General features: G+C 39.1%; 21 protein-coding genes. 4 read left to right on the top strand and 17 right to left on the bottom strand.

Translation table 11 applies throughout. The features are described from left to right. Positions 1-150: 150 nt before the first annotated feature. The 4 genes from FCS21_RS06225 to FCS21_RS06210 all read right to left on the bottom strand — a co-directional run bounded on the left by FCS21_RS06225 (position 151) and on the right by FCS21_RS06210 (position 4749). Positions 151-2319: a malate synthase G gene (locus FCS21_RS06225; RefSeq protein WP_138621536.1), complete on the bottom strand. Its 2169-nt coding sequence runs from the start codon at positions 2317-2319 to the stop codon at positions 151-153. Positions 2320-2674: 355 nt separating this feature from the next. Further along, positions 2675-3397, bottom strand: coding sequence for an LrgB family protein (locus FCS21_RS06220; RefSeq protein ID WP_138621534.1), 723 nt, complete (start codon positions 3395-3397; stop codon positions 2675-2677). Next, complete coding sequence (locus FCS21_RS06215) at positions 3397-3795, bottom strand: CidA/LrgA family protein (RefSeq protein ID WP_138621532.1); 399 nt, start codon at positions 3793-3795, stop codon at positions 3397-3399. The genes FCS21_RS06220 and FCS21_RS06215 overlap by 1 nt, the downstream gene beginning before the upstream one ends. Positions 3796-3801: 6 nt before the next feature. Beyond that, positions 3802-4749 carry a LysR family transcriptional regulator gene (locus FCS21_RS06210; RefSeq protein WP_138621530.1) on the bottom strand — a complete coding sequence of 316 codons (948 nt, stop codon included), beginning with the start codon at positions 4747-4749 and terminating at the stop codon, positions 3802-3804. Between the two features lie 354 nt (positions 4750-5103). Here FCS21_RS06210 and FCS21_RS06205 point away from each other — a divergent pair, with 354 nt between their 5' ends. Continuing rightward, complete coding sequence (locus FCS21_RS06205) at positions 5104-6690, top strand: isocitrate lyase (RefSeq protein ID WP_138621528.1); 1587 nt, start codon at positions 5104-5106, stop codon at positions 6688-6690. A 196-nt stretch (positions 6691-6886) separates the two neighbouring features. Here the strand turns inward: FCS21_RS06205 and FCS21_RS06200 are convergent, their stop codons facing one another. From FCS21_RS06200 to FCS21_RS06185, 4 genes are all read right to left on the bottom strand, one after another. Next, positions 6887-7675 carry a DUF481 domain-containing protein gene (locus FCS21_RS06200; RefSeq protein WP_138621526.1) on the bottom strand — a complete coding sequence of 263 codons (789 nt, stop codon included), beginning with the start codon at positions 7673-7675 and terminating at the stop codon, positions 6887-6889. Positions 7676-7955: 280 nt separating this feature from the next. Then, positions 7956-9032 (bottom strand): efflux RND transporter periplasmic adaptor subunit, encoded by a 1077-nt coding sequence (locus FCS21_RS06195; RefSeq protein ID WP_138621524.1) that lies wholly within the window; start codon positions 9030-9032, stop codon positions 7956-7958. Next, positions 9029-12550, bottom strand: a complete 3522-nt coding sequence (locus FCS21_RS06190) for an efflux RND transporter permease subunit (RefSeq protein WP_138621522.1) — start codon at positions 12548-12550, stop codon at positions 9029-9031. Before FCS21_RS06190 ends, FCS21_RS06195 begins: the two co-directional genes overlap by 4 nt. A gap of 2 nt (positions 12551-12552) precedes the next feature. Continuing rightward, complete coding sequence (locus FCS21_RS06185; RefSeq protein WP_138621519.1) at positions 12553-12885, bottom strand: ArsR/SmtB family transcription factor; 333 nt, start codon at positions 12883-12885, stop codon at positions 12553-12555. A gap of 221 nt (positions 12886-13106) precedes the next feature. Between FCS21_RS06185 and FCS21_RS06180 the strand changes: the two genes are divergently transcribed. From FCS21_RS06180 to FCS21_RS06170, 3 genes are all read left to right on the top strand, one after another. After that, positions 13107-13292, top strand: a complete 186-nt coding sequence (locus FCS21_RS06180) for a YgaP family membrane protein (protein WP_138621517.1) — start codon at positions 13107-13109, stop codon at positions 13290-13292. A 69-nt stretch (positions 13293-13361) separates the two neighbouring features. After that, positions 13362-13709: a rhodanese-like domain-containing protein gene (locus FCS21_RS06175; RefSeq protein ID WP_138621515.1), complete on the top strand. Its 348-nt coding sequence runs from the start codon at positions 13362-13364 to the stop codon at positions 13707-13709. Positions 13710-13780: 71 nt separating this feature from the next. Then, positions 13781-14422, top strand: a complete 642-nt coding sequence (locus tag FCS21_RS06170; protein WP_138621513.1) for a DsbA family oxidoreductase — start codon at positions 13781-13783, stop codon at positions 14420-14422. 473 nt (positions 14423-14895) lie between these two features. On the opposite strand, the gene hisIE is transcribed toward FCS21_RS06170, so the two are convergent. From hisIE to FCS21_RS06125, 9 genes are all read right to left on the bottom strand, one after another. Beyond that, positions 14896-15516 (bottom strand): bifunctional phosphoribosyl-AMP cyclohydrolase/phosphoribosyl-ATP diphosphatase HisIE, encoded by a 621-nt coding sequence (gene hisIE / locus FCS21_RS06165; RefSeq protein ID WP_138621511.1) that lies wholly within the window; start codon positions 15514-15516, stop codon positions 14896-14898. After that, positions 15510-16298 carry an imidazole glycerol phosphate synthase subunit HisF gene (gene hisF, locus FCS21_RS06160; RefSeq protein ID WP_138621510.1) on the bottom strand — a complete coding sequence of 263 codons (789 nt, stop codon included), beginning with the start codon at positions 16296-16298 and terminating at the stop codon, positions 15510-15512. The genes hisIE and hisF overlap by 7 nt, the downstream gene beginning before the upstream one ends. A 182-nt stretch (positions 16299-16480) precedes the next feature. Further along, positions 16481-17221 carry a 1-(5-phosphoribosyl)-5-[(5-phosphoribosylamino)methylideneamino]imidazole-4-carboxamide isomerase gene (gene hisA, locus FCS21_RS06155; protein WP_138621508.1) on the bottom strand — a complete coding sequence of 247 codons (741 nt, stop codon included), beginning with the start codon at positions 17219-17221 and terminating at the stop codon, positions 16481-16483. A gap of 3 nt (positions 17222-17224) precedes the next feature. Next, the gene (hisH, locus tag FCS21_RS06150; protein WP_138621506.1) at positions 17225-17833 is read right to left on the bottom strand and encodes an imidazole glycerol phosphate synthase subunit HisH; all 609 of its coding nucleotides are present in this window, start codon (positions 17831-17833) and stop codon (positions 17225-17227) included. Then, complete coding sequence (hisB, locus tag FCS21_RS06145; protein ID WP_138621504.1) at positions 17833-18918, bottom strand: bifunctional histidinol-phosphatase/imidazoleglycerol-phosphate dehydratase HisB; 1086 nt, start codon at positions 18916-18918, stop codon at positions 17833-17835. Before hisB ends, hisH begins: the two co-directional genes overlap by 1 nt. Positions 18919-18976: 58 nt before the next feature. Continuing rightward, positions 18977-20143, bottom strand: a complete 1167-nt coding sequence (gene hisC, locus FCS21_RS06140; RefSeq protein ID WP_138621502.1) for a histidinol-phosphate transaminase — start codon at positions 20141-20143, stop codon at positions 18977-18979. Positions 20144-20145: 2 nt separating this feature from the next. Beyond that, positions 20146-21450, bottom strand: a complete 1305-nt coding sequence (gene hisD / locus FCS21_RS06135; protein ID WP_138621500.1) for a histidinol dehydrogenase — start codon at positions 21448-21450, stop codon at positions 20146-20148. A 232-nt stretch (positions 21451-21682) separates the two neighbouring features. Then, complete coding sequence (gene hisG / locus FCS21_RS06130) at positions 21683-22585, bottom strand: ATP phosphoribosyltransferase (RefSeq protein WP_138621498.1); 903 nt, start codon at positions 22583-22585, stop codon at positions 21683-21685. 665 nt (positions 22586-23250) lie between these two features. Continuing rightward, positions 23251-23636: IS3 family transposase (locus FCS21_RS06125; protein ID WP_138621496.1), on the bottom strand; the 386-nt coding region annotated here is incomplete at its 5' end.

Below are 23636 nucleotides of genomic sequence, written 5' to 3'. Positions count from 1 at the left end.
GAAGGGGATAAGAAATAGCTATGATAGCAAGTTCCTAAAAGTAAAAAATCAACACCAGCGCTATAAGTAAACTTAATATAGCGTCAGTATTGATTTTTTGATAGTCAGCTTGAACTAATGTTGTAGCTCTATAGTCTTAGTGTGAATAGCTTAACTAAGTTGACGTTTTTTTTCTATACGGTATTTATGCAATAAAGGCTCTGTATAACCGTTAGGTTGCTCTGTACCTGCAAAGACCAATGCCGCTGCTGCTTTAAACGCGATGCTGTTATCAAAATCAGCACTCATTGCTTGGTAGCTACTATCACTGGCATTTTGCTCATCAACAATCGCGGCCATTTTCTTCAAACTGGCCTGTACTTGCTCAACAGTACAAATATTATGAGTAAGCCAGTTAGCAAGATGCTGGCTAGAAATACGCAAAGTTGCTCTATCTTCCATTAAGCCTACATTGTTGATATCAGGTACTTTAGAACAACCCACACCATCATCTATCCAGCGTACAACATAACCTAATAGACCTTGACAGTTATTATCTATCTCATCACTAATTTCTTGTGCAGTCCAATTAGTATGCTCAGCCAATGGAATGGTAAGTATGTCGTCAATATTCGCAGGCTTACGACCCATAAGTTGCTGTTGTACACTAAATACATTCACTTTATGGTAATGTAAAACATGCAGTGTTGCTGCTGTTGGTGAAGGTACCCAAGCAGTATTAGCACCTGCTTCAACATGACCTATTTTAGTGGTTAACATATTAGCCATTTGATCAGGAATAGCCCACATACCTTTACCAATTTGTGCTTTTTTACTAAAACCACAATTGAGTCCAATATCAACGTTGTTATCTTCATAAGCGCTAATCCATGGAGTATGTTTTATGTCGGCTTTTCTCGCCATAGGGCCAGCTAGCATTGACGTATGGATTTCATCACCTGTTCTGTCTAAGAAACCTGTGTTGATAAATACTACGCGGTCTTTAGCCGCAAAAATACAGTTTTTCAAGTTAACACTAGTGCGTCTTTCTTCATCCATTATCCCCATTTTAATGGTATTTTCTGGTAGGGATAATGCTTCTTCGACACGTGAGAATAAGGTGTTAGCAAAAGCTACTTCTTCAGGGCCATGCATTTTAGGTTTAACGATGTAAATTGAACCTTCACTACTGTTGCTAAATTCACTGTTGCCTTTTAAATCGTGCAGGGCAACTAAGCTGGTGATCATAGCATCAAGTATGCCTTCTGGTATTTCATTACCTTGGCTATCGATGATGGCACTGTTTGTCATTAAATGACCCACATTACGAACAAACATTAAACTACGACCTTTAAGGGTAACTGTTTCACCCTTAAGTGTTTGTACGTTTACATCTTTTTTCATGGTACGGGTGATTGTTTTACCATTTTTATTTAGTGTTGCAGACAATTTACCCGTCATTAGGCCTAACCAATTTTGGTAGGCTAATACTTTGTCTTGTGCGTCAACTGCAGCAACAGAGTCTTCACAGTCCATGATAGTTGTTAAGGCAGACTCAAGTACTATATCACTTAAGCTTGCAGCGTCTTCTTTACCAATAGCACTTTGGTCATTGAACAATAAGTTGATATGTAAGTTGTTATGAACAAACATTAGTGATTCTGGTTTATTTATGCTGCCAGTAAAACCAATAAACGCTGAAGGATCTTTTAACGGTGTTTGCTGACCATCAGCCAAACTTACCATTAATTGCTGCTCTGTTAAGTCATAACTCACGGCTTGGCTATGGCTACCGTTAACTAATGGGATCACTTGATCTAAATAGTCTTTGGCAAAAGCGATAACTTTTTTACCACGTATAGGGTTATAAGCTTTAGTGGCCTCTGCGCCATCATCGTTGCTTATTGCATCTGTGCCATAAAGGGCATCATATAAACTCCCCCAGCGAGCATTTACCGCATTAAGTGCAAAACGAGCGTTCATAATAGGTACTACTAGCTGTGGTCCAGCAATAAGCGCTAATTCATCATCAACATTACTCGTGTTGATACTGAAATCTTCTACTTGAGGGACAAGGTAGTTAATATCAGCTAAGAATTTTTTATAGTGTGCGAATTCAAGTGGCTTATTATTTTGATGATAGTCATCAATGCTTGCTTGTAGGGCATCACGCTTTAATAAAAGCGCTTTATTTTCAGGGCTTAAATCATGAACAATACTGGAAAACTGCTTCCAAAAATGACTTGAGCTAATAGATGTACCAGGGAGAGCTTCATACTCAATAAAATCAAAAAGGCATTGGCTTACTGTTAAATTTTCTATGGTGACTGTGGCTGACATTATTATTTACCTTATTGTTCAAAAACTTTATTTAAAGCGTTAAGAATTTATACCAATTAATATTGGGGACGATCCTATGGCTTATTCGCATGTCTGGCAATAGTGCTTTAGTTCGCTTAAGTAGCGGAGCAAAGGTAACGTTGAAGGAATTATTGCTTAAGTAGTTGTTAAAGCTAACTATTTATCTTTGAAATATGATGTTATTGACTATTCACAGGCTTTATTATACTTGGTGATAAAGAACATTCACGATATGAATATAGGTTGCTGCCAAATATTTACATTACTAGCTATATCGCTAACGATATTAAGGGCGTAAAGCTCTTGTGCCCTAGTATGCAGGACCTGAGGCAAACTAGTGATAAAATTGTTGAAGTAAAGGAATTAACCACGGGCTAATAAGCGCGGTCAGTACAGCGGATAAAATTAACGCCACAGAGCTATATGCACCATGTTCGGCACTTTTACGTACAAGTACCGCGGTACCAATAACATGACTAGCACTGCCAATAGCCAAGCCTTGCGCTTTAGCTGAGTTAATACCCAGAAAACTCAGCCATTGGGGACCTAGTAACGCGCCAAATAAACCGGCTATTAAAATAGCAAAAGTGGTTATTGAACTATCACCAAATAATTGGTTGGTTAAGGTAATACCTATCGGGGTCGTGACTGATTTTAATGATAAAGCGATAGCAATATCAGGCGCTTTTATTAACCACATAGAAAGGACAAAGCTAACACTAATAACGACAATGATACCGAAAACTAAAATAGCGATCATGGCTTGCCAATAAAAGCGTATCTGCTTAAATTGTTGATAAAGAGGTAACCCTAATGCAACGATTGCAGGCTCAAGCAACCAGTTAAGTAGCTGAGTAGATTCACTATATTGTTCATAATTAATATTAGTTAATAGTAAAAGAGGCACTAGTATACTAATAGTAAATAGCATAGGGTTTAGCCAAATGTATTGCCATTTCTGTTGGCAGGCAGCTGCTAATTGGTAAGTTGCTATGGTGATTAGCGTGATAATTATGCTAGCTAATAGTGGACTGTTAGTGATAAAAGTAGACAGCATTAATTTACGCCTGATTTAGGTTTATTCTGCGCCTTGGTGTCTGCTATGTGATGTGCAGGCGTAATTAAAAAGCGTTCGCTTAAGTAGCCTATTAAGGTTAGTAAAATAAACGTTGAGCTAAAAATAATGACCACCAAGGCAATACCGTGTTGCTGAATCAGCTTAAAGTGATTGATTATTCCCATGCCTGCTGGAACTAAACATACGCCCATATGCTTGATAAACCATTGGTTAGTATTAACTATTTTATCGGCGCTAAACCAATTTATTTGTAAAAATATCGCGTAAATAATCATGCCATATAAGCTTGCCGGTAAAGCAGAGAAGAGCGAATTAGCAAGCTTTCCTAACAGTAAGCATATACTGATGGCAAAAAGGGTATAAAGCACATTATTCATAGTGAATTATATATTTTCCTGGCATGTTAAGGCCGCTGCAATCACTAATTGTCTAAACCAAATATGGCTAGCATCATGGTGTAATAAAGGGCTCCAAATCATTTTTAATTCTATCTCCGGAATATCAAAAGGTGGTTTGATAATAGTGTAATTACTATCATTTTTGTACAGTTGGGCTGCTTTACTTGGTAAAGTGGCAATTAAATTACCTTCATAAGCGAGTTGCATAGCAACATGGTAATTACGGGTAAACACCTTGATATCTCGCTTTTTACCTAAACGCGCCAGTGCTTCATCAACCCACCCCAGTTTTTGCACATCGGTAGGGTCCATGCCAATACCCACACCAAAACCTGTTTTTGACACCCAAACATGTTTAGCACCTAAATAAGCGTTTAAGTTGAATTTACTGACCAATGGGCTATCAGCTGCGACTAAACAAGAAAAAGAATCGCGCCAAATTGCTTTTTGGTGAAAAGATTGTGGTAACTCATCAAAGCGGTTGATAGCCATATCAATTTTACCAGCTTCAACATCATGAAAAGTCACATCGCTTGGCGTCATAATATCAAGGGTAATATTTGGGGCAACTTCATTTAATGCTTTTAATAAAGGCGGTATAAGTGTTGATGCTGCATAGTCACTAGCCATTATTCTAAAAACACGTTGGCTTTTAAATTCGTTAAACTCTTCTTCACCTTGGAGTGTTTCTTCAAGCTCGAGTAATATTTTACGAATGTTTGGCGCTAAGCTTCGTGCGCGCTCAGTAGGTACCATGCCATCAGAGGTACGTACCAAAATAGGGTCGTTAAATAACGTTCTTAAACGTTTTAAGCCATTACTCATTGCTGGTTGAGTAATGTTAAGTTGGCTGGCTGCCCGAGTAACATTCTTTTCTCGCAACAAGACATCTAAATAAATAAGTAAGTTCAAATCAATTTTAGAAATATTCATGTTGTTAATGGCTCAGTGTATAAATATAAGTTAAGTATATGTAAAGTTAAAATACTCGCTATTTCAATGGGATCTTATCATTTTGATAGGAAAAAACACATTATTATATGGATTAACTCCTTACCTTTATTTTTGGTATGAATGGCGGCAATATAAAATATATATTTTGAAAATACCACCTTTATGAGGTATTGTTTTTGTAGTCCAGTATGAAAGCACACTTTCTACTAGCTAAGTTGAGAATTACGTTTTACATTAATGTATCAATATCGCACAGTAGCAAGGTAACTAGCTAAAACTTATTACTATTACTAATTACTAATTAATATACCACAAGACTTTTTGGAGAATGATATGTCTAACTATCAAAGTGCAATAGAAGCCGTTAAAGCAATTAAAGAAAAAGCAGGTAGCTCTTGGGATGCCATTAACCCTGAGTCTGTTGCCCGTATGCGAGCGCAAAATAAATTCAAAACAGGTTTAGAGATTGCTCAGTATACTGCCGATATTATGCGTGCTGATATGGCTGCATTTGATGCAGACAAAACTAAGTACACACAATCTCTAGGTTGTTGGCATGGTTTTGTTGGTCAACAAAAAATGATTTCTATTAAGAAACATTTTGATGGCAAAACAGATCGTCGTTACTTATACCTTTCAGGTTGGATGGTAGCAGCACTTCGCAGTGAGTTTGGTCCTCTTCCTGATCAATCTATGCACGAAAAAACATCGGTAGCTTCTTTGGTTGCTGAGCTTTACACTTTCTTACGTCAAGCTGATGCCCGTGAATTAGGTGGTCTGTTTCGCGAGTTAGATGCAGCATCTGACGCTGATAAGCCTGCTATTCAAGCACAAATTGACAATCACGTTACTCACGTTGTACCAATTGTTGCTGATATTGACGCCGGCTTTGGTAACGCTGAAGCAACTTACATCATGGCTAAGCAAATGATTGAGGCGGGTGCTTGTGCACTTCAAATCGAAAACCAGGTAGCTGATGAAAAACAATGTGGTCACCAAGATGGTAAAGTTACCGTTCCGCACGCTGACTTCCACGCGAAAATTCGCGCATTACGTCATGCTTTCTTAGAGCTAGGTATCGACAACGGTTTAATCGTTGCACGTACTGACTCTGAAGGTGCTGGTTTAACGAAAGAAATTGCTGTTGTTAAAGAGCCAGGTGATGCTGGTGATATCTACAACTCTTTCTTAGATGTTGAAGAAATTAACGTAGCTGACATGGGCGAAGGCGATGTATGTTTCAACCGTGACGGCAAACTAGTTCGTCCTAAGCGTTTACCTTCTGGTTTATACCAATTCCGTCAAGGTACTGGCCATGAGCGTTGTGTGTTTGACTGTATCGGTGCACTTAATGCCGGCGCAGATTTACTTTGGATAGAAACAGCGGTACCAACGGTACACGAAATTGCGGGTATGATGGACGACGTACGTAAAGTTCACCCAGATGCGAAACTTGTTTATAACAACTCACCATCTTTCAACTGGACGTTAAACTTCCGTCAGCAAACCTATGATGCCATGGTTGAAGCAGGTGAAGATGTATCTGGTTATGTTCGTGACGACTTAATGAAAGCTGAATACGATGACACTGAATTATCTGCTATTGCTGATGAACGTGTACGTACTTTCCAAGCAGACACTGCACGTGAAGCGAACGTATTCCATCACTTAATTACATTACCAACTTACCATACAACAGCGTTGTCTGTAGATAACCTAGCCAAAGAATACTTTGGTGAACAAGGTATGTTAGGTTACGTTAAAAACGTACAGCGTGAAGAAATACGTCAAGGTATCGCCTGTGTTAAACATCAAAACATGTCAGGTTCTGATATGGGTGATGACCACAAAGAATACTTTGCTGGTGAGAATGCGTTAAAAGCGGGTGGTGCGAAAAACACCTCTAACCAATTTAACTAAGCTTTCCTAGTTAGCGTAAAAAAAACCAGCCTTTGAGGCTGGTTTTTTTGTTTCTAATGCTTATTGTTACTAAGCCTAGCTTAGATGTCAGTGAGCTTAAATAACGTAGAGTCAGTATTACTTAGTCAATTCAGGCAATAAAAAAGGCCGTATTCTCAATGAATAACAGCCCTTATCTTGTAAATTTAATGCTATTTTAGAAGCTATATACCAAGGTTACTGATGTTTCAGTATTGGTATTTTCAAAGCCTTCTTCTACGTCAGTATCGTAATCGATACGAAAAGCAAACTTAAACTGTAATGACTCAATTAATTTAGTAGTCAGTGATGTTTCTGATTTATAAACACTGTTTTGATCAGAGCCAAACGCTTGCTTAGCCACTAAGTATTGCTTAAATTTAACAAATTCATTGATTTGATTTGTATATAACGCTTGCGCTTGTAATATAGCGGCAGCTTCACTTTTCTCTGGCATTAAGCCATCTGCACGTATCACATCGTATTTAATACCCGGACCAATATCGGCAAAAAATGAACTCTTTTTGGTTTTCCACCAATGACGACCCCAACCAACAGAAGCTGACGTTTGGTAAGAGAAACTACTGAATTTGTCTTGTTCATAAAAAACACTACCATATAGGTAATTTTTACCATTTTTTTCAAGAGAGTAATTGGTTTGTCCTTGAATGTCCCATTTGTTATCCGTGCTTTCAAAAACCTCTTCACCGGTAGTTTCGTCTTCTTTTTCAAGCTTCTTAGCAAGTGCGTTGAAAGATAATAGGTTTAGCCATCTATCCTGTTTATGCTCTATGGTTAAGCCTGCTTTGATATCGCCACTTTTAGTATTACCTGTTTTAAATAACATACCCAATTCAGCAGAAACAGTTAACGAAGATTCTTCTTCAACAACGGCTTCTTCAGCCAAGGCATATTGGCCTGATAATGGTAATAAAAGCGCTGCTGCAATCGCTATTTTAGATCTCATGTTCATCCTTAAAGGTAATAAGTTAATAGGTAGTGAGAGGGTCATTAATTAGTGGTTCACTATTCTAGTCAATCGTTAATGTAAAACGCAGGTAAACCAGTTATATCACTGCGTTAAATTTAGGCGATTCTAGCAAATTTTTTATAAACAACCAATATGTAACTAAGTGTCATTAGAAAATAACAGTCTTTACACAAATAAATAGCTAAATTCCGTTGTATTACAAAATGATCCATTACCTTTAAGTTTACAGCTAGACTAATGATCTTATCTCTAGTGATTATTGGGGGGTCATAATGATGTCGCCATCGTTCAAACCTGAAATAATTGTCACAAACTCTTTTTTACTTTGCGTCCCTACGCGTACAAAGCGCTTTTGAGTTTCGCCATTAATGACAACCTGCACAAAGTTGAGTTGACCTACATGAGATACACTTTCCTGGGGTAGGTAAATTTTTTGTGCTTGACCTGCAGGGATCAAAACCCGTGCGTACATACCAGGTAGTAAATTCTCTTGGTAAGGTAAACTGACTTTAATTAAAAAACTACGTGAGCCGGTATTGGCTGCAGGGACAATTTCTTCGACTACTCCCATTAAACTATGTTTGATTGTTGGCAACTCTACCGTAATATGTTGGCCTTGTGTGAGCGTTAGGGCAAGTTGCTCTCGTACTTGTGCTTCTACACGTAACGACAATGGGTTATATAGTGATAATAGTTTTGCCCCAGCTTGTGCGGTATTGCCAGGCTCGGCAAAACGGTCAACAACTTTGCCATTAATAGGTGCACGAAGCGTTGCATAGCTTAATGTCGTTTGCGCTTGTGCCAAGCTTTGTTTAGCAGCGGTTAACCCTGCTTTACTGCTTTGGTAGTCAGCTTTACTTTTATCTAAATCAAATTTTGAGACTATTTTTTTGTTAAATAACTCAGTAGCGCGAGTATAGTTTTGTTTTGCTTCTATATGCCTTGCTTCCATGGCATTAACTTGTTCACTAGCTTCAATAACACTGGATGAAAGGTCTTTATTTTCAAGGGTAATTAATACATCACCTTTGTTGACGGTATCACCAGAGCGAACCTTTATTTTATCAATGCGAGCTAGCAGTCTCGATGAAATAATAGTTGCCTGTTTAGCGCTAATACTCGCAGCGACCGCTTCAAATATAGCTTCAGGTGTACTTTTAACGGTATAAGTAGTTGGCGCTACTAACGCAGCAGGTTGGTTAAAGCCCGGAGTGACTTTACTATCAAAAGACCCAGCTAACCACGCCACCATAAGTAGTAATATAATTAATGTTAATAACGGCACAATACTTTTTGTTAGGGTGCTCTTTTTTTCAACTTGTGGTGTCTTCATGATAAAGCCTTAATGTCTGATGAATCGTCTACTTTGTTATTGACTGTCGCTGCTGGTGGTGTTTCTTTACCGGGGGCCACCTTGTTATCAAATACCAGAGAGTAAACAATAGGTACTACCAGTAGGGTAAATACTGTTGACGAGATAATGCCAAATATAATCGCAATAGCGAGTCCACTAAAAACAGGGTCTAAGGTAATAATTAAATTACCTAATAAGGTAGTGCCAGCGGTGAGTAATACCGGTCGCATCCTAACGGCACCTGCTTGAATTAACGACTCTTTTATCGTCGCACCTTGTTGCTGTGCTTGGCTAATAAACTCAATTAAAATTAATGAGTTTCTCACTACTATGCCCGCTAACGCTATCATGCCTATCATCGCGGTGGCGGTGAATAAAATAGGGTCAGGTGCACCTGCAATAGTGCGCTCTCCAAATTGATTTAATAAAAAGAAGCCTGGCATAATACCAATGACGGTTAACGGAATGGCTGACATGATAATGCCTGATAAAGCCGCTGAACCTGTTTGTATACGTAAAACAATAAATATTGCGGTCAGTGCAAAAGCAAACGCTAGGCCCATATCACGAAATACTCTGATGGTAATACGCCATTCACCTTCGCCACTAAATGACAACTCAATATCCTCAGGTAATTGCCAGTTAATACCACCACCACTTGCGAGGAAGTTTCGTTCTTGCCAGTTGCTTTGTTCAGTATTGTTACTGTTAATAGGCTCAATAGCGTTAAGATTGTTGCTAGAATGGCTTTTAATTAAGTCACTGCTGATGTCAGCAATAACTTCTGCTGGTGTTCTACCTGAAATATCAGCAGTAACATAAACAACAGGTCTAAGATCTTTATGGAATATTGGTTTATCGCGAGGGTGTTCAATAAACTCACCCAGCTCACCTAGAGAGACTAATGGCTGTGGCGCCATATCAATACCTTGTGCCGTGGTGGTTTGTATGATCCCCGCTTGTCCTTTTAAGGACAAACGTTTTAAATCATTGAGTGACTGGCGTTGCTCGAGCGGCAAATTAATATTAATGGCTAACGGCGACGCCTCATTATCAAGGTGCAGATAACCAGCCACTTGTCCTTGGGTTGCCACGTTAAGAGTTTGATTAATACTTGCTGTTGATATCCCAGACAGTGCTGCTTTAGTTTTATCACTGATAAAACGTAGTTGTGTTTGTTCACCGCCAACGGTTGAGTCTACCTCAACCACAAACGGCTCGGCTATTAAGCGCTGCTCAACTATGCCAGCCGCTTGTTGTAAACTGGCATATTGAGTAAATTCATCTCCATAAATCTCGGCAACCAGTGTACTTAATACCGGTGGTCCAGGTGGTACTTCTACTACGCGTATTTTAATATCACTGTTTTGCGCTAATTCATTAGTTAACGGCGCTAAATGCTCACGCATTCTTAACACAATGGCATGGGATTGATGTTCGCGCTCGCTTTTATCAAGTAGCAACACCCGTAAGTCTGCTAAATAAGGTGCGTGGCGCTGGTAGTACTGCCTAACCATACCGTTAAAGTCTATTGGCGAAGGTAAGCCAACATAGCTGGCAATAGTGGTTACTTCGGGCATTTTTTGTAAAATTACCGACACTTGCTTAGCCATAGCAGCGGTTTGCTCTAAGGTCGCGCTTTCAGGCATATCAATAATAACTTGTACTTCATTCTTATTATCAAAAGGTAATAATTTAAGGGGAACCCAACGCATCACTGGTAATAAAGCGGCAATAACAAAGAGTAATAACACTAAAGCGAGTATAGCTTTACCTTTTGCTTTACTGTCTAACAATGGCGTTAATAGTTGGCGGTATAAACGTTGAAAACCTTGTTCGTCGGTAACTAGCTCCGCTGGCACAGTCGTATTGTTTGTTTTGGCTTTAGCGTTAGCTTGAGAAAAATTAGCAGTAACTTCAGGCTGGGGCTTAGCTTTAATAAATTTTGCTGCTAGCCAAGGTGTTACTAAAAAAGCCACCACGGTTGAACTAATAACACTTAACGGCACATTAAAGGCCATTGGCGCCATATAAGGCCCCATCATGCCAGTGATAAAGGCCAGTGGAATAAACGCCAGTACAATAGTGAGTGTCGACATTAACAAAGGCACGCGTATTTCATTAATGGCTAAGACAATGGCAGTATTAACTTTTTTAGTACTTACTTTACCTTTTATTTTAGCCATGTAGCGCTCAATATTATCAACACCGGTAATAGGGTCGTCGACTAATAAACCCAATGATAAAATAAGTGCAAACAAGGTAACTCGGTTAATGGTATAGCCAAATAGTAAATCTAACGAGAGTGTTATGCCATAACAAATAGGTACCGCTAAACCGACCACTAGCGCAGAGCGCCAGCCTAGAAACACGCCAATAAAAATTACCACAGTAAAAATGGCAAAAGCTAAACTGGTGGTTAAGTCATTCACTTTTTCGTTAGCGGTTGCGCCATAGTCACGTAATACTTGTACCTCAACATGAGCAGGAAAAATAGATGACTTTAATTCGGCTATTTTTGCATGTACTGCATTGGCAACGGTTACCGCATTACTGCCACGTTGCTTAGCAACGCTAATGGTGACCATAGGTTGGTCGTTATGGGTAGCGTTTTTCCCATTAGCTGTATTGCTAGTATTGGCATGATCAAGCCAGCTATAGCTGGTTTGCTCTGCTGGGCCATCAACCACTTCAGCAATATCGTCTAGTAAAATAACGCTACCATCAATAACACTAATAGTAGTTTTTTTTAGCGCGTTAATATCACGATAAGTATCGCCACTTTCAAGCGAGATTGACTGATTTGCTAGGGTAATATTACCGTGGTTAACAAGTACATTAGATACTTGAATAGCATTGAAAATATCCTCAACGGTCACTTGCCGAGCGGCCATTTTTTCTGGGTCTATATTGACTTGTATTTGTCTAGCTCGACCACCAATAATATTAACTTCGCTGGTACTTTCAATCGCTTGTAAAAAAGTAGACACTTCTTGGGCAAGCCGCCTCAAACCAAAATCATCTACTTGGCTAGTATCGGTGCTATATAGTGCTAGCATGACAATGGCAACATCATCGACTTCAATGGGTTTAACGCGCCAATTACTGACAACAGCAGGAATTTTTTCAGTATTAGCATGTAATTTATTATAGGTATTTAGTAGTGCGTTTTCGCGATTTTCTCCGACCGTAAAACGCAGGGTCACCACGGATTGGTTGCTATGACTAACCGAGTAAACATGTTCTACACCTTGCACCTGTGCTAGTAACTTTTCAAGCGGGGTGGTGACTAAACGCTCTACTTGTTTTACGTTAACACCGGGGGCATCGACAATAATATCGATCATTGGCACCACTATTTGTGGCTCTTCTTCACGCGCTGTAAAGTTAAGCGCCATTAGCCCAGCGACTATTGATAACAGTAGAATAAAAAGCGGAATTTTACTCTTAAGTACCTTACTGAGTAATGCAGTAGTAAAAGTGGCGTTAGTGGTCATTGTTAATTCACTGCTTTGTGATCAATGTCTGAGTCGTCGCGACAAAACTTTTCATGCAGGACTCGTAATAATTCTTCTATGGTTGGGGTTGCAATACGATAAAAAATAGTTTGTGCCTCGCGCCTTGTTGTCACTATATTACTGTCTCGTAGTTTGGCTAAATGCTGTGAAAGTGCTGATTGTGAAAGTTCAATACGTAGGTTTAAATCACCAACCGTAAGTTCATTATCGCTCAGGCAACACAAGATCATTAATCGGTAAGGATTAGACAATTGTTTTAAAATGGCGGCGACTTCTTGCGCATTTTCTAACAACTTTTGTTGTTTAATATTCATTCATTATCCAGGGTAACTAGTTCTATAATATAAGTTGATATTATAGTTGTTTTCTAAATTAGTAAAGGCTAATATAATCTTTATTAGCATTTACTAATAAAGATTATGCTGAAATAAAAATATGACATGTTGTCTTTTAATGACTGTTTAATGACTGTTTAATGACTGTTTAATGATTTTTAATCCCCCCACGTGAATAAGCCCTTTGAGGAGTAAGCCAAATGACTGTTAATGAAGCGCTACGTTTAGTTGCTGGTACTATGATTTTAATATCGCTATATTTAGCGATAAATTACACACAAACTTGGTTATGGTTTACCGCCTTTATTGCTGTTAACTTAATACAATCATCATTTACTAAATGGTGTTTAATGATGACCATTTTAAAAAAGCTAGGCTTAAAGTAGCCGGCTTAAACGCCCGAGTTAACCTAGAGTGATCTAGAATTAAGCTAATTTACCAATAGAGAAATAACCATGTTAAAAACCATACCTGAAGTCATTGCTAAAGCACGAGAATCATTAACCATTATGACTATTGCACAAGCGCTACCGTTGGCTAAGCAAAATAATGGTGTCATTATTGATGTGCGTGAGCCAAGTGAATATGCAGAAAAATCAGCTAAAGGCGCTATCAATATTCCACGCGGTTTGCTTGAAATGAAAATGCTGACACTTTATCCCAATGAAAATCAGCTTATCTTTTTACACTGCGCCACCGGTGCTCGTGCTATTTTTTCTGCAGAACAACTAAAGCGCGTTGGTTACTTAAATGTGTCAGTGATCACGTCTAATGTAGATGATATTTGTAATGCTTGTTGTTAACGGTAATAACTTATTGTCATTACCGTTAAGCAGCTAACTCCCCATAGATTAGTAAGTAACTGGATTCCAATATGACAACACCTGTTGTAATAGACTATTACAGTGATATTTTATGTGTTTGGGCATGGATAGCGCAGCAACGCATTGAAGTGCTTAATGATAAATTAGTAGGCAAGATTGCTTGGCGATATCATTACCTTGATGTGTTTGGTGATGCTAGACATAAAATTCCAAACCAGTGGCAAGATAAAGGCGGTTTTTTAGGCTTTTCAAGTCATGTTAAAGAGGCTGCTGCGCCTTATCCAGGTGCATCTATTCATAGCGAAGTGTGGAAAAGTGTTCGACCGAATTCATCTGCTAACCCACACCTTGTTTTAAAAGCCATTGAGGTAATGTTGGGTGATAAAGTAAGTGTTAAGTTGGCACAAGCTATTCGCCATGCATTTTTTGTTGAGGGGCAAGATATTAGTCAGCTATCTGTATTGTTCGCGCTTATTGAAAAGTCAGGCTATGAGATTAATGGCGTTAAAGCAGCGATAAATGATGGTAGGGCAATAGGGGCTTTGATGGCGGATTATCAACAAGCCAAATTATTGTCGTTAAAAGGTAGCCCTACGTATATCATAGATAATGGCAGGCAAATACTTTATGGTAACGTGGGTTATCGAGTATTACGGGCAAATATTGAAGAACACTTACATCAATCTGACTAATAATCTGCTCAGTGTTATGGCGTAACGTCATCAATATTATTTAACGTTTAGTCAGTATTTATTCAACGCTTAGCAACATAGCCTAAACGTTGAATAAAAAGCGACTCTTATACCAAGTCTATTAAGTTATTTCCCACTCAGCGAGGGTTAAAAGGCTTAGAGGCAAGGCATTGATTGAAGAGAATGGTTACTCAGGAGAATGTGTGTCCTGCATTTACTCAGGAGAATGTGTGTCCTGCATTCACTAATAAGCTACCTCCGTGTAGCCTCCTTGCCAAAATCAATAACGCCGCATGTAAGCCTTTGCCTTTTATTAGGTACTCGCCCTTCGGGAGTTTATTAGCAAACTGATAACAGCACAAAATTGATGAAATATAGACTCACTATACTTAACAAATTTTGCTTGTTCTAAGCTCGCTAATACAGCCCTGAGTTGGGAATAAATTTAATAGAATTGCTATTACTTATAGTGATTACTTATTATGACGTTGTTGTAATACTGCCATGACTTCACTAAGCTCAATTTTTTGATCAGCAAGTAATACTAAGGTGTGATAGAACAAATCTGCACATTCACCTAATAAATCTTCTTTGGTTTCTGCAACCGCAGCTAGTGCGACTTCAACGCCTTCTTCACCCACTTTTTGTGCCATTTTCGTGGTGCCACGAGAAAACAGGTGCGCAGTGTAACTTTCTTTTGGATCATCACCTTTGCGTTGTTCAATGACTTGTTCAAGTTGACTTAAAAAGTTTTGTTGCGTTAACTTTTGTTCAGGAAAGCATGACTCGGTACCAAGATGGCAGCTTGGTCCAATAGGTGTGCAAGCGATTAATAAACTATCGTTATCGCAATCCGTTAGCACCTGTTTTACTTCAAGGAAATTACCAGAGGTTTCGCCTTTAACCCATAATGCCTGTTTTGAACGGCTAAAAAATGTCGCTTTGCCTGTGCTTAAGGTCGCGGCAAGTGATGCCTTGTTCATGTAACCTTGCATTAACACTGCGCCAGTAGCGCTATGTTGAATAATGGCAGGTATTAGGTTATCCATTTTATCCCATGCTAACGCATCGATATTACTTTCGTTTACTAACATGGTCTTACCTCAATATTTTGGTCTTTTAAATAATCTTTTAAGTCTTTAATGGCAATAACACCTTTGTGGAAAACTGATGCGGCTAATGCGCCATCAACGTCGGCTTGACGATAAACCTCACTAAAGTGTGCCATAGTACCTGCGCCACCTGAGGCGATTAAAGGCACACTACATACTGATCTGGCTTGTTGTAGTTGCTCAATATCATAACCTTGACGAACACCGTCTTGGTTCATGCAATTTAATACTATTTCACCTGCACCTAAACTCACTACTTTTTTAATCCAGTCAAAAGTAGTCCAGCCTGTTTGCTGGGTGCGTTTTTCATCACCGGTAAATTGATAAACTTGATATTCGCCCTTGCCGCCATTAGCGTCTTTATTATAAAAACTGTCAATACCAACAACAATACACTGTTGGCCAAATACATCGGCTAAACGCGTGATTAGTTCAGGGTCTCTTAGGGCAGGCGAGTTAATACTAATTTTGTCTGCGCCCATCATTAAGATTTCTTTTGCGTCTGCTTCGCTTTTTATACCGCCAGCAACACAAAAAGGAATATCGATAACTTCGGCAATACGACTGATCCAACTTTTATCTACTACACGGTCATCAGCGCTAGCAGTAATATCATAAAAAACTAATTCATCAGCACCCGCTTCAGCATATTTCTTAGCTAATGGCACAATATCACCAATAATTTCATGATTGCGAAATTGAACGCCTTTGACAACTTTACCGTCACGAACATCTAAGCAAGGAATAATTCTTCTGGCTAACATGGAGCCTTCTCCCGTTTAGGTCACAATGTTAATCATTGTGACTTTACATTATATTTTTATTCATAATTGAGTTTCAATCTAAATAAAAAGGATTTAAACAAAGCCGTCAAATGATGAACGCCAGAGCTTATGTTTTATAAGTGATGGCGTGATGAGTGACGACAATGCTGTATTAATACTTTTTATGACGATTGAGGCCAACAAGCAATGGCTTGTTCTAGGGTGAACTTACCTTCGAGTAATGAACGACCTAATATAACGCCACTAACGCCCGTTGGAATTAAGGCTTTAATATCGTCTAAGCTGCCAATGCCACCTGAGGCTTGCCATGCTAGGTTTGGATATTGCGCACATAGCTCGGTATACATAGTCACGTTTGAGCCAGAAAGGGTACCATCTTTACTAATATCGGTACAAAGTACGTGCTTTAAACCGGCGTCTTGGTAGTGTGTTAATAAATCTTCTAAGTTAACACCACTGTCTTTAATCCAACCATGTGTTGGCAGAGTTTTATTACCATTTTCATCAATTTTAACATCCAGTGCTAATACGATCTTATCGCCACCAAATTCGATGATCCATTCACGTACTAATTCAGGTTGTTTAATGGCTAATGAACCAATAACAACACGGTCTGCACCAACATTTAACAGTTGTTCTACATCTGCCTTACAACGTACACCGCCACCTACTTGAATGATCATAGTGTTATGATTCATTAATGTTTTTAACAAGGTTAGCTGGCGTTTAGTTGAGTCTTTAGCACCGTCCAAATCAACAAAGTGCATCACGGTAGCACCGGCTTGTGCGTATAAGTCTTGACGTTCTTTAGCGGTATACTCGTAGTTTGTCTTTTGATCATAATCACCTTGGTAAAGGCGAACTACTTGACCATCAATCAGGTCAATTGCGGGGATCATCATGGCTTACATCTCCAAGAAGTTTTGTATTATTTTACTGCCTAAAGCACTTGAGCGCTCAGGGTGGAATTGACAACCAATAAAGTTATCTTTAGCGATAGCGGCAGAAAAAGTACTACCGTATTCACAGCCAGCAATGGTGTATTCGCTAATTGGCGCGGCAAAACTGTGCACAAAATAGAAATAATCACCAACACAAATACCTTTAAAAACAGGGTGGTCGCTAACGGTGGTGAGCGTATTCCAGCCCATGTGTGGCAATCTATTACCTTGTGCTTGTAATGGCTCAACTTTAGTTGGAATTAAATTTAAGCAGGGTACTAACCCGTCATTACCACCTTCTTTTGATGACTCAGTCATTAATTGCATACCTAAGCAAAAGCCAAGCACTGGCTGAGTTAAGTTTTGCAAAACACTCACTAAGTTTTTAGTTTTGATGTTTTCCATGGCATGCTTAGCACTACCAACACCGGGGAAAATAACTTTATCAGCACTTTGTATTAAATCAACATCATCAGTAATGGTTACTTGATAACCCAAGCGTTCAACTGCAAACTTTACCGAAGCTAAGTTAGCACAGCCGGTATCAACAATAACATGCTTTGCCTTTGTCATTACAAGGTTCCTTTAGAGCTAGGCATGGCGTCGCCATCAACTTTTATTGCTTGACCTAAGGCACGACCAAACACTTTAAATAAACTTTCTACTTGGTGGTGGCAGTTACCTTTACTGGTTGATAAATGCAAAGTAATTAACATAGCGTCAGTTAATGAACGGAAAAAGTGTGGCACCATTTGCGTAGACATAGTACCGACTTTGTCACTGGTGAAGTCAGCATCAAACTCTAACCAAGGGCGGCCAGAAAGGTCGATGGCACATTCAGCGCGACATTCATCCATAGGAATAACAAAGCCAAAACGGTTAATACCACGTTTATTACCTAGTGCTTGTCTTAGTGCTTGACCTAGTGCTAAGGCGGTATCTTCAACACTGTGATGATCATCAATATGATAATCACCGACAACGCTACAGTTTAAGTTAAAACCGCCGTGTGTGGCTATTTGATCTAGCATATGATCAAAAAAACCTAAGCCAGTGTCTATTTTACTGTTGCCCGCTTGGTCTAAATTCACGGTGACAGTAATGTCAGTTTCTTTGGTCTTACGGGTAACGGTGGCAACTCTTGGTTGTTCTAAGTGATTGATAATTTGTTCACTCACTTGAGCCCAATTTAAGTGCTGGCGATCATATTTGATACCAACAATACCCATGTTAGCAGCAAGACCCATATCGGTTTCTCTATCACCAATAACAAAAGAGTTAGTAAAATCTACACGACCTTGTTGTAAGTAATCACTAACTAAGCCAAGTTTAGGTTTACGGCAGTTACAATTGTCTTCATCAAAATGAGGGCAAAGTAATACGTCTTGAAAATGTACGCCTTGCGAGCTAAAGAAATCCATCATCTTGTTATGTGGTAAATCAAAATCGCTTTGTGGGAAACTTTTTGTACCTAAACCGTCTTGATTAGACACCATCACTAAACTAAAGCCTTTAGCTTGTAGTTTTAACAGCTCTGCAATGACATTAGGCTCAAAGACCAACTTCTCTAAACTATCAAGTTGTTTGTCGCTAATTGGCTCTTCAACTAAGGTACCATCACGGTCGATAAATAATATTTTCTCTTGGGTGTTACTCATAAAATGCTCTTAATTAGGTTTGTTACGCTAACAGTCATGTTAGCGATAACTACTTTATTTATAGTGTATCTAATAGCTTTTGTAGCTGGGTGAGTTCAGCTTCACTACCAATGCTAATACGTAGGCAGTTATCAAGCTGCAGCTGTTTAGATTGGTCACGAATTAATATGTTGTTTGCAAGTAATAGATTAAATACACGGTTTTTATCGGCTTCGCTAGTACAGCGAAACAGTACAAAGTTGGCGTCACTGCTAAACACATAACAACACCAGTGTTGCTTAGTTAACCAATGGCTTAACTGCTCGCGCAATATGGTTACCTGCTCAACTCTTGTCTGCATAACCGCTAAGTCATTGCGTAATGATTTACTGGCTATTTCAGCAACGGGCGCTGAAATAGGGTAGGGCGCAATCACTTTACTTAATAGGGTGATCACTGCTTTGCTTGCTAAGGTAAAGCCGCAACGTAAGCCCGCTAAAGCAAAAGCTTTTGATAACGTTCTTAAGACAATAACGTTTTCATATTGTGTAATTAACTGACTATTCGCTACTTCTTTAGTGGCGGCATATTCATAATAAGCTTCATCAACCACTATAATGGCTGACTCTTTAAACAACTCAATGGCAGCGTTAATTTGTGCTGTTGGTAATAGGTTACCACTTGGGTTACCAGGCGAGCATAAAAATACCACTTTAACCTTACCTACTTGCTGTTTTAAACCGTCAAGATCAAGTTGACAATCTGGCTGTGCAGAGTCTCTTTGTGTAACGTTAAGTAGAGGCACACTAACAATACCAGCGCCGTGGTTTTCTGCACTAATGGCATACATACCATAGGTTGGTGGACAAATTAAAATACTGTCTTGATAAGCACGACAAAAGCTGCGAATGATTAATTCAATACCTTCATCGGCGCCGCGAGTTGCTAAGATGTTTTCTACCGGTAAACCGCAATAATTACTATAAGCACTTAATAATGCTTGTGGTTGAAAATCAGGATAGCGGTTAATATTTTCACTTGTTACCTGATACTTGCCTGTTCCTGGCGCTTCGTTGGCATTAAGCCATGTTTTGCTGTTTGCCTGATCATTATCGCCACTGGCAAATAAGCGTCTTGCTGATTGATATGGCACCATATCTACCAGCTCTGCTCTGGCTAATTTGTCTATTAAGTTTTTATTTTCCAAAGAACTCGCTATTAAGCTGCTATCAGCTGATGCTGTCATGATTACGCGCCTTCTTCTAAGCGAATAGTTACTGCACGTTGATGTGCATCTAAACCCTCTGCATCGGTTAATTCAATAATACACTCAGCTAAACTGGCCAAGCCCGCTTTTGTTATTTCTTGTACGGTATAACGACGAGAAAAATCAGCGAGAGATAAGCTTGAGATGACTTTTGAATAACCATAAGTGGGTAATACGTGATTGGTGCCACTAGCGTAATCGCCAGCAGATTCAGGTGTATAAGCCCCGACAAAAATTGAACCAGCATTACGTAAACTAGCCAATAGTGTTGATGCATTTTCTGTTTGCACAATTAAGTGCTCTGGTCCGTATTGATTTGATACTTCAACCGCTTGCGCTAAATCTTTAGTTAAAATTAAACGAGATTGCTTTAACGCTTGTTTGGCGATATCACGTCGAGATAATAACGCAATTTGTTTTTCTAGTTCTGTTGATACTTTATCGATTAACGACTCGCTATCACTTAACAATATAACTTGGCTATCAACACCGTGTTCAGCTTGTGATAATAAATCAGCCGCGATAAAAGCAGCGTTTGCTTGCTTATCGGCTATAACCAATACTTCAGAAGGGCCCGCAGGCATATCAATGGCAAAACCAGCCACTTGTTGTGAAAGCTGTGTTTTTGCTTCAGTAACATAACGGTTACCTGGGCCAAATACTTTGTTTACTGCCGGTATGGTCTCGGTGCCATAAGCCAGTGCTGCAATAGCCTGTGCGCCACCTACAGTATATATTTCATTGATGCCGCAAAGGTTGGCGGCAACTAGCACTTCATCGGCTAGTTGACCATTTTTATCTGGCGGGCAAACAAGAGCGGTACGTTCACAGCCAGTAATTTGAGCTGGAACACCTAACATTAATACCGTCGATGGTAAGGGCGCTGAGCCAGCTGGTATGTATAAACCTACACTTTCAATGGCTTCTGTTTTGAGTGTGCACTTAACACCAGGTGTGGTTTCAACGGTTATATCCGTAGCTTGTTGGGCGCTATGAAACGATTTTATTTGTTTATAGGCAGTGTGTATTGCTTGTAGACGTTTATCAGATAATCTTGCCTTAGCTTGTGCTACTTGCTCAGCGCTTACTGTTAACGTATTGAGTGCAATACCATCAAATTGTTCAGTAAGTTCAAAAAGCGCTTTGTCGCCTTGATTCTTAACACGCGATATAATATTGGCAACCTGTGTTGATAATAAAGCACTATCTGCTATTGCAGGTCGAGCAAGGGCCGATTTTTTTTGCTGCTCTGACAGTGTTTGCCAATTAATTAGTTGATCAATCATAATGCTTTCTCGATATTATTTATAAGTAAAAGCTTTTTAGTGCTAGCTTTTTGGTGTCGCTGCTTAGTACTAGCTTTTTCAATATATTGTAAAGGTGTTTACTGTAAAACTAAGCTAAATAATTATGACTTCAGCAAAGCTGTCAAGTGGTTAGTTGCCTGAGCTTAGTGTGCTAAGTGATGCTAACTCACAACACCGACAATGCCGCTGAAGTCTCAAGTATGCTGCTTATTTAGCCCATCATTTTCTCAATAGGCATTACCAGTATAGAGTGACAACCTAGGTCTTTTAACTGCTCCATCGTTTCCCAGAAAAATGTTTCTGTAGCGACTACATGCACGGCAACCATGTCTTCACGTCCTGCTAGTGGTAAAACGGTTGGCGTTTCTGTGCCTGGCATGAGTTTACTGACTTGGGCTATTTTCTCTTTTGGCGCGTGTAGCATGATATACTTGCTTTCTTTAGCTTTCATTACGCCGTGGATGCGTGGTAATAAAGTATCTAAAATAGCTTGTTTTGCTGGAGTAAATCCTTCAGCTCGTTGAATGAGTGATGCTTTTGAGCGGAAAACTTCGGCGACTTCTTTTAGGCCATTGGCTTCAAGAGTTGCGCCAGTAGAGACTAAATCACAAATACCGTCGGCTAAGCCAACGCGAGGTGCTACTTCAACAGAGCCTTTTAATAAGCAAAATTCTACGTTGATACCATTGGCTTTAGCAAAGCGATTGAGTAATTGTGGGTAAGTGGTTGCAAAACGTAAACCGTTTAAACAGTCTAAGCCGGTGTATTCAAACTCTTCAGGCATCGCAATTGAAAAGCGACAGCCACCAAAATCTAATGGCGTAGTGCGAATGTAGTCAGCCTTATTGCCTTTTAATTTGCGATCTAGCTCCTCTTCTTCAAGGGTGTTATCACCAACAATACCTAAATCACAAACGCCATCCATAATTAAACCAGGAATATCGCTGCTACGAACACGCATAATTTCAATAGGCATATTGCTTACATGCGCTAATAATCTTCTATCAGTTAGGTTTAACTTTAATCCACAAAGCTTAAGTAGTTTTTGGGTGTCTTCACTTAGGCGTCCTGACTTTTGCATGGCAATGCGTAAACGTGGCTCTGATGTGCTCATAATGCTAATTCCTATTATTTTTATCGTAAATTTTGTCATGTATATACAATTAATTCTTCGCTAAAATGCGAAAACCCCCGAGAGAGTGTTGACTCTTTCGGGGGTTTAGCAATTACCGATACTTCTATTAAGAGAGAGTATAGTGCTATTTTAAAACCACTGAAAGGCCAGTTGCCCTTCAATAGTTTACTGATTAAGTAAACCTGAATGGGCTAGTTGTAATGAAGATGGTGATGTCGGCGATTCAGGTTAGTACTCATGTGTTAAACGTCTCTGATAGTAAGTTTATGCTGTTAATTTTATCGCAGTGTAAAATTAAATTATCAGCAATAGAAATAATTGATTTAATGACAATTACACTACTGTTTAATTTCCTTGGCTGCAAGTAATAAATAAAGATTTATTATGGTTATTTGTTATAAGTAAGTCAGTTTACGTTATTACTCTAATTGAATTAATTACTTAACTTTTTCTGGCACTTAGTGATTGGTGCTTGGTGATCGGTTAATTTTGTCGAGAATAAGAATATTCTCATTTAGAGGCAAATTCTCATTGACAGAAATTCTATTAATCCAAGTGTTGAACAATGTATCAGCTATAGTGTGACGCGACATTACTTATGAGACGGTAGGACTGACCTGGTCAAGTAAATTCAGTCACCCTAGTTAAGCTACTTTTTCTAACTCATTAATTTTCAATTCAAAATCATTAGGGCTTTGATACCCTAAGTAGGAATGTAATCGGTTACTGTTGTACCACATGGTTATGTAATTCATTACGTCTTGTTGTGCTTCATAACGTGTTTCATAGTTTCTCCAATGAACACGCTCTTGCTTTAAACTGCCAAAAAAGCTCTCCGCTACAGCATTATCCCAACAACAGCCTTTTTTACTCATACTACCAATAAAACCATTATCTTTTAGTAAGTTCCTGTACAGGTGGCTTGCGTATTGAACACCCTGATCTGAGTGAACAATAAGCCCTTTATCGGGTTTTCGTTGCCAAATAGCCATTGTTAACGCATCACAGACAAGCTGAGCTTTCATTCTTG

Source organism: Colwellia ponticola, assembly GCF_005885605.1.
Classification (GTDB): Bacteria; Pseudomonadota; Gammaproteobacteria; order Enterobacterales; family Alteromonadaceae; genus Colwellia; species Colwellia ponticola.
Note: the sequence above shows the minus strand (reverse complement) of the source record. Positions and strands in the feature narration are given on the sequence as shown.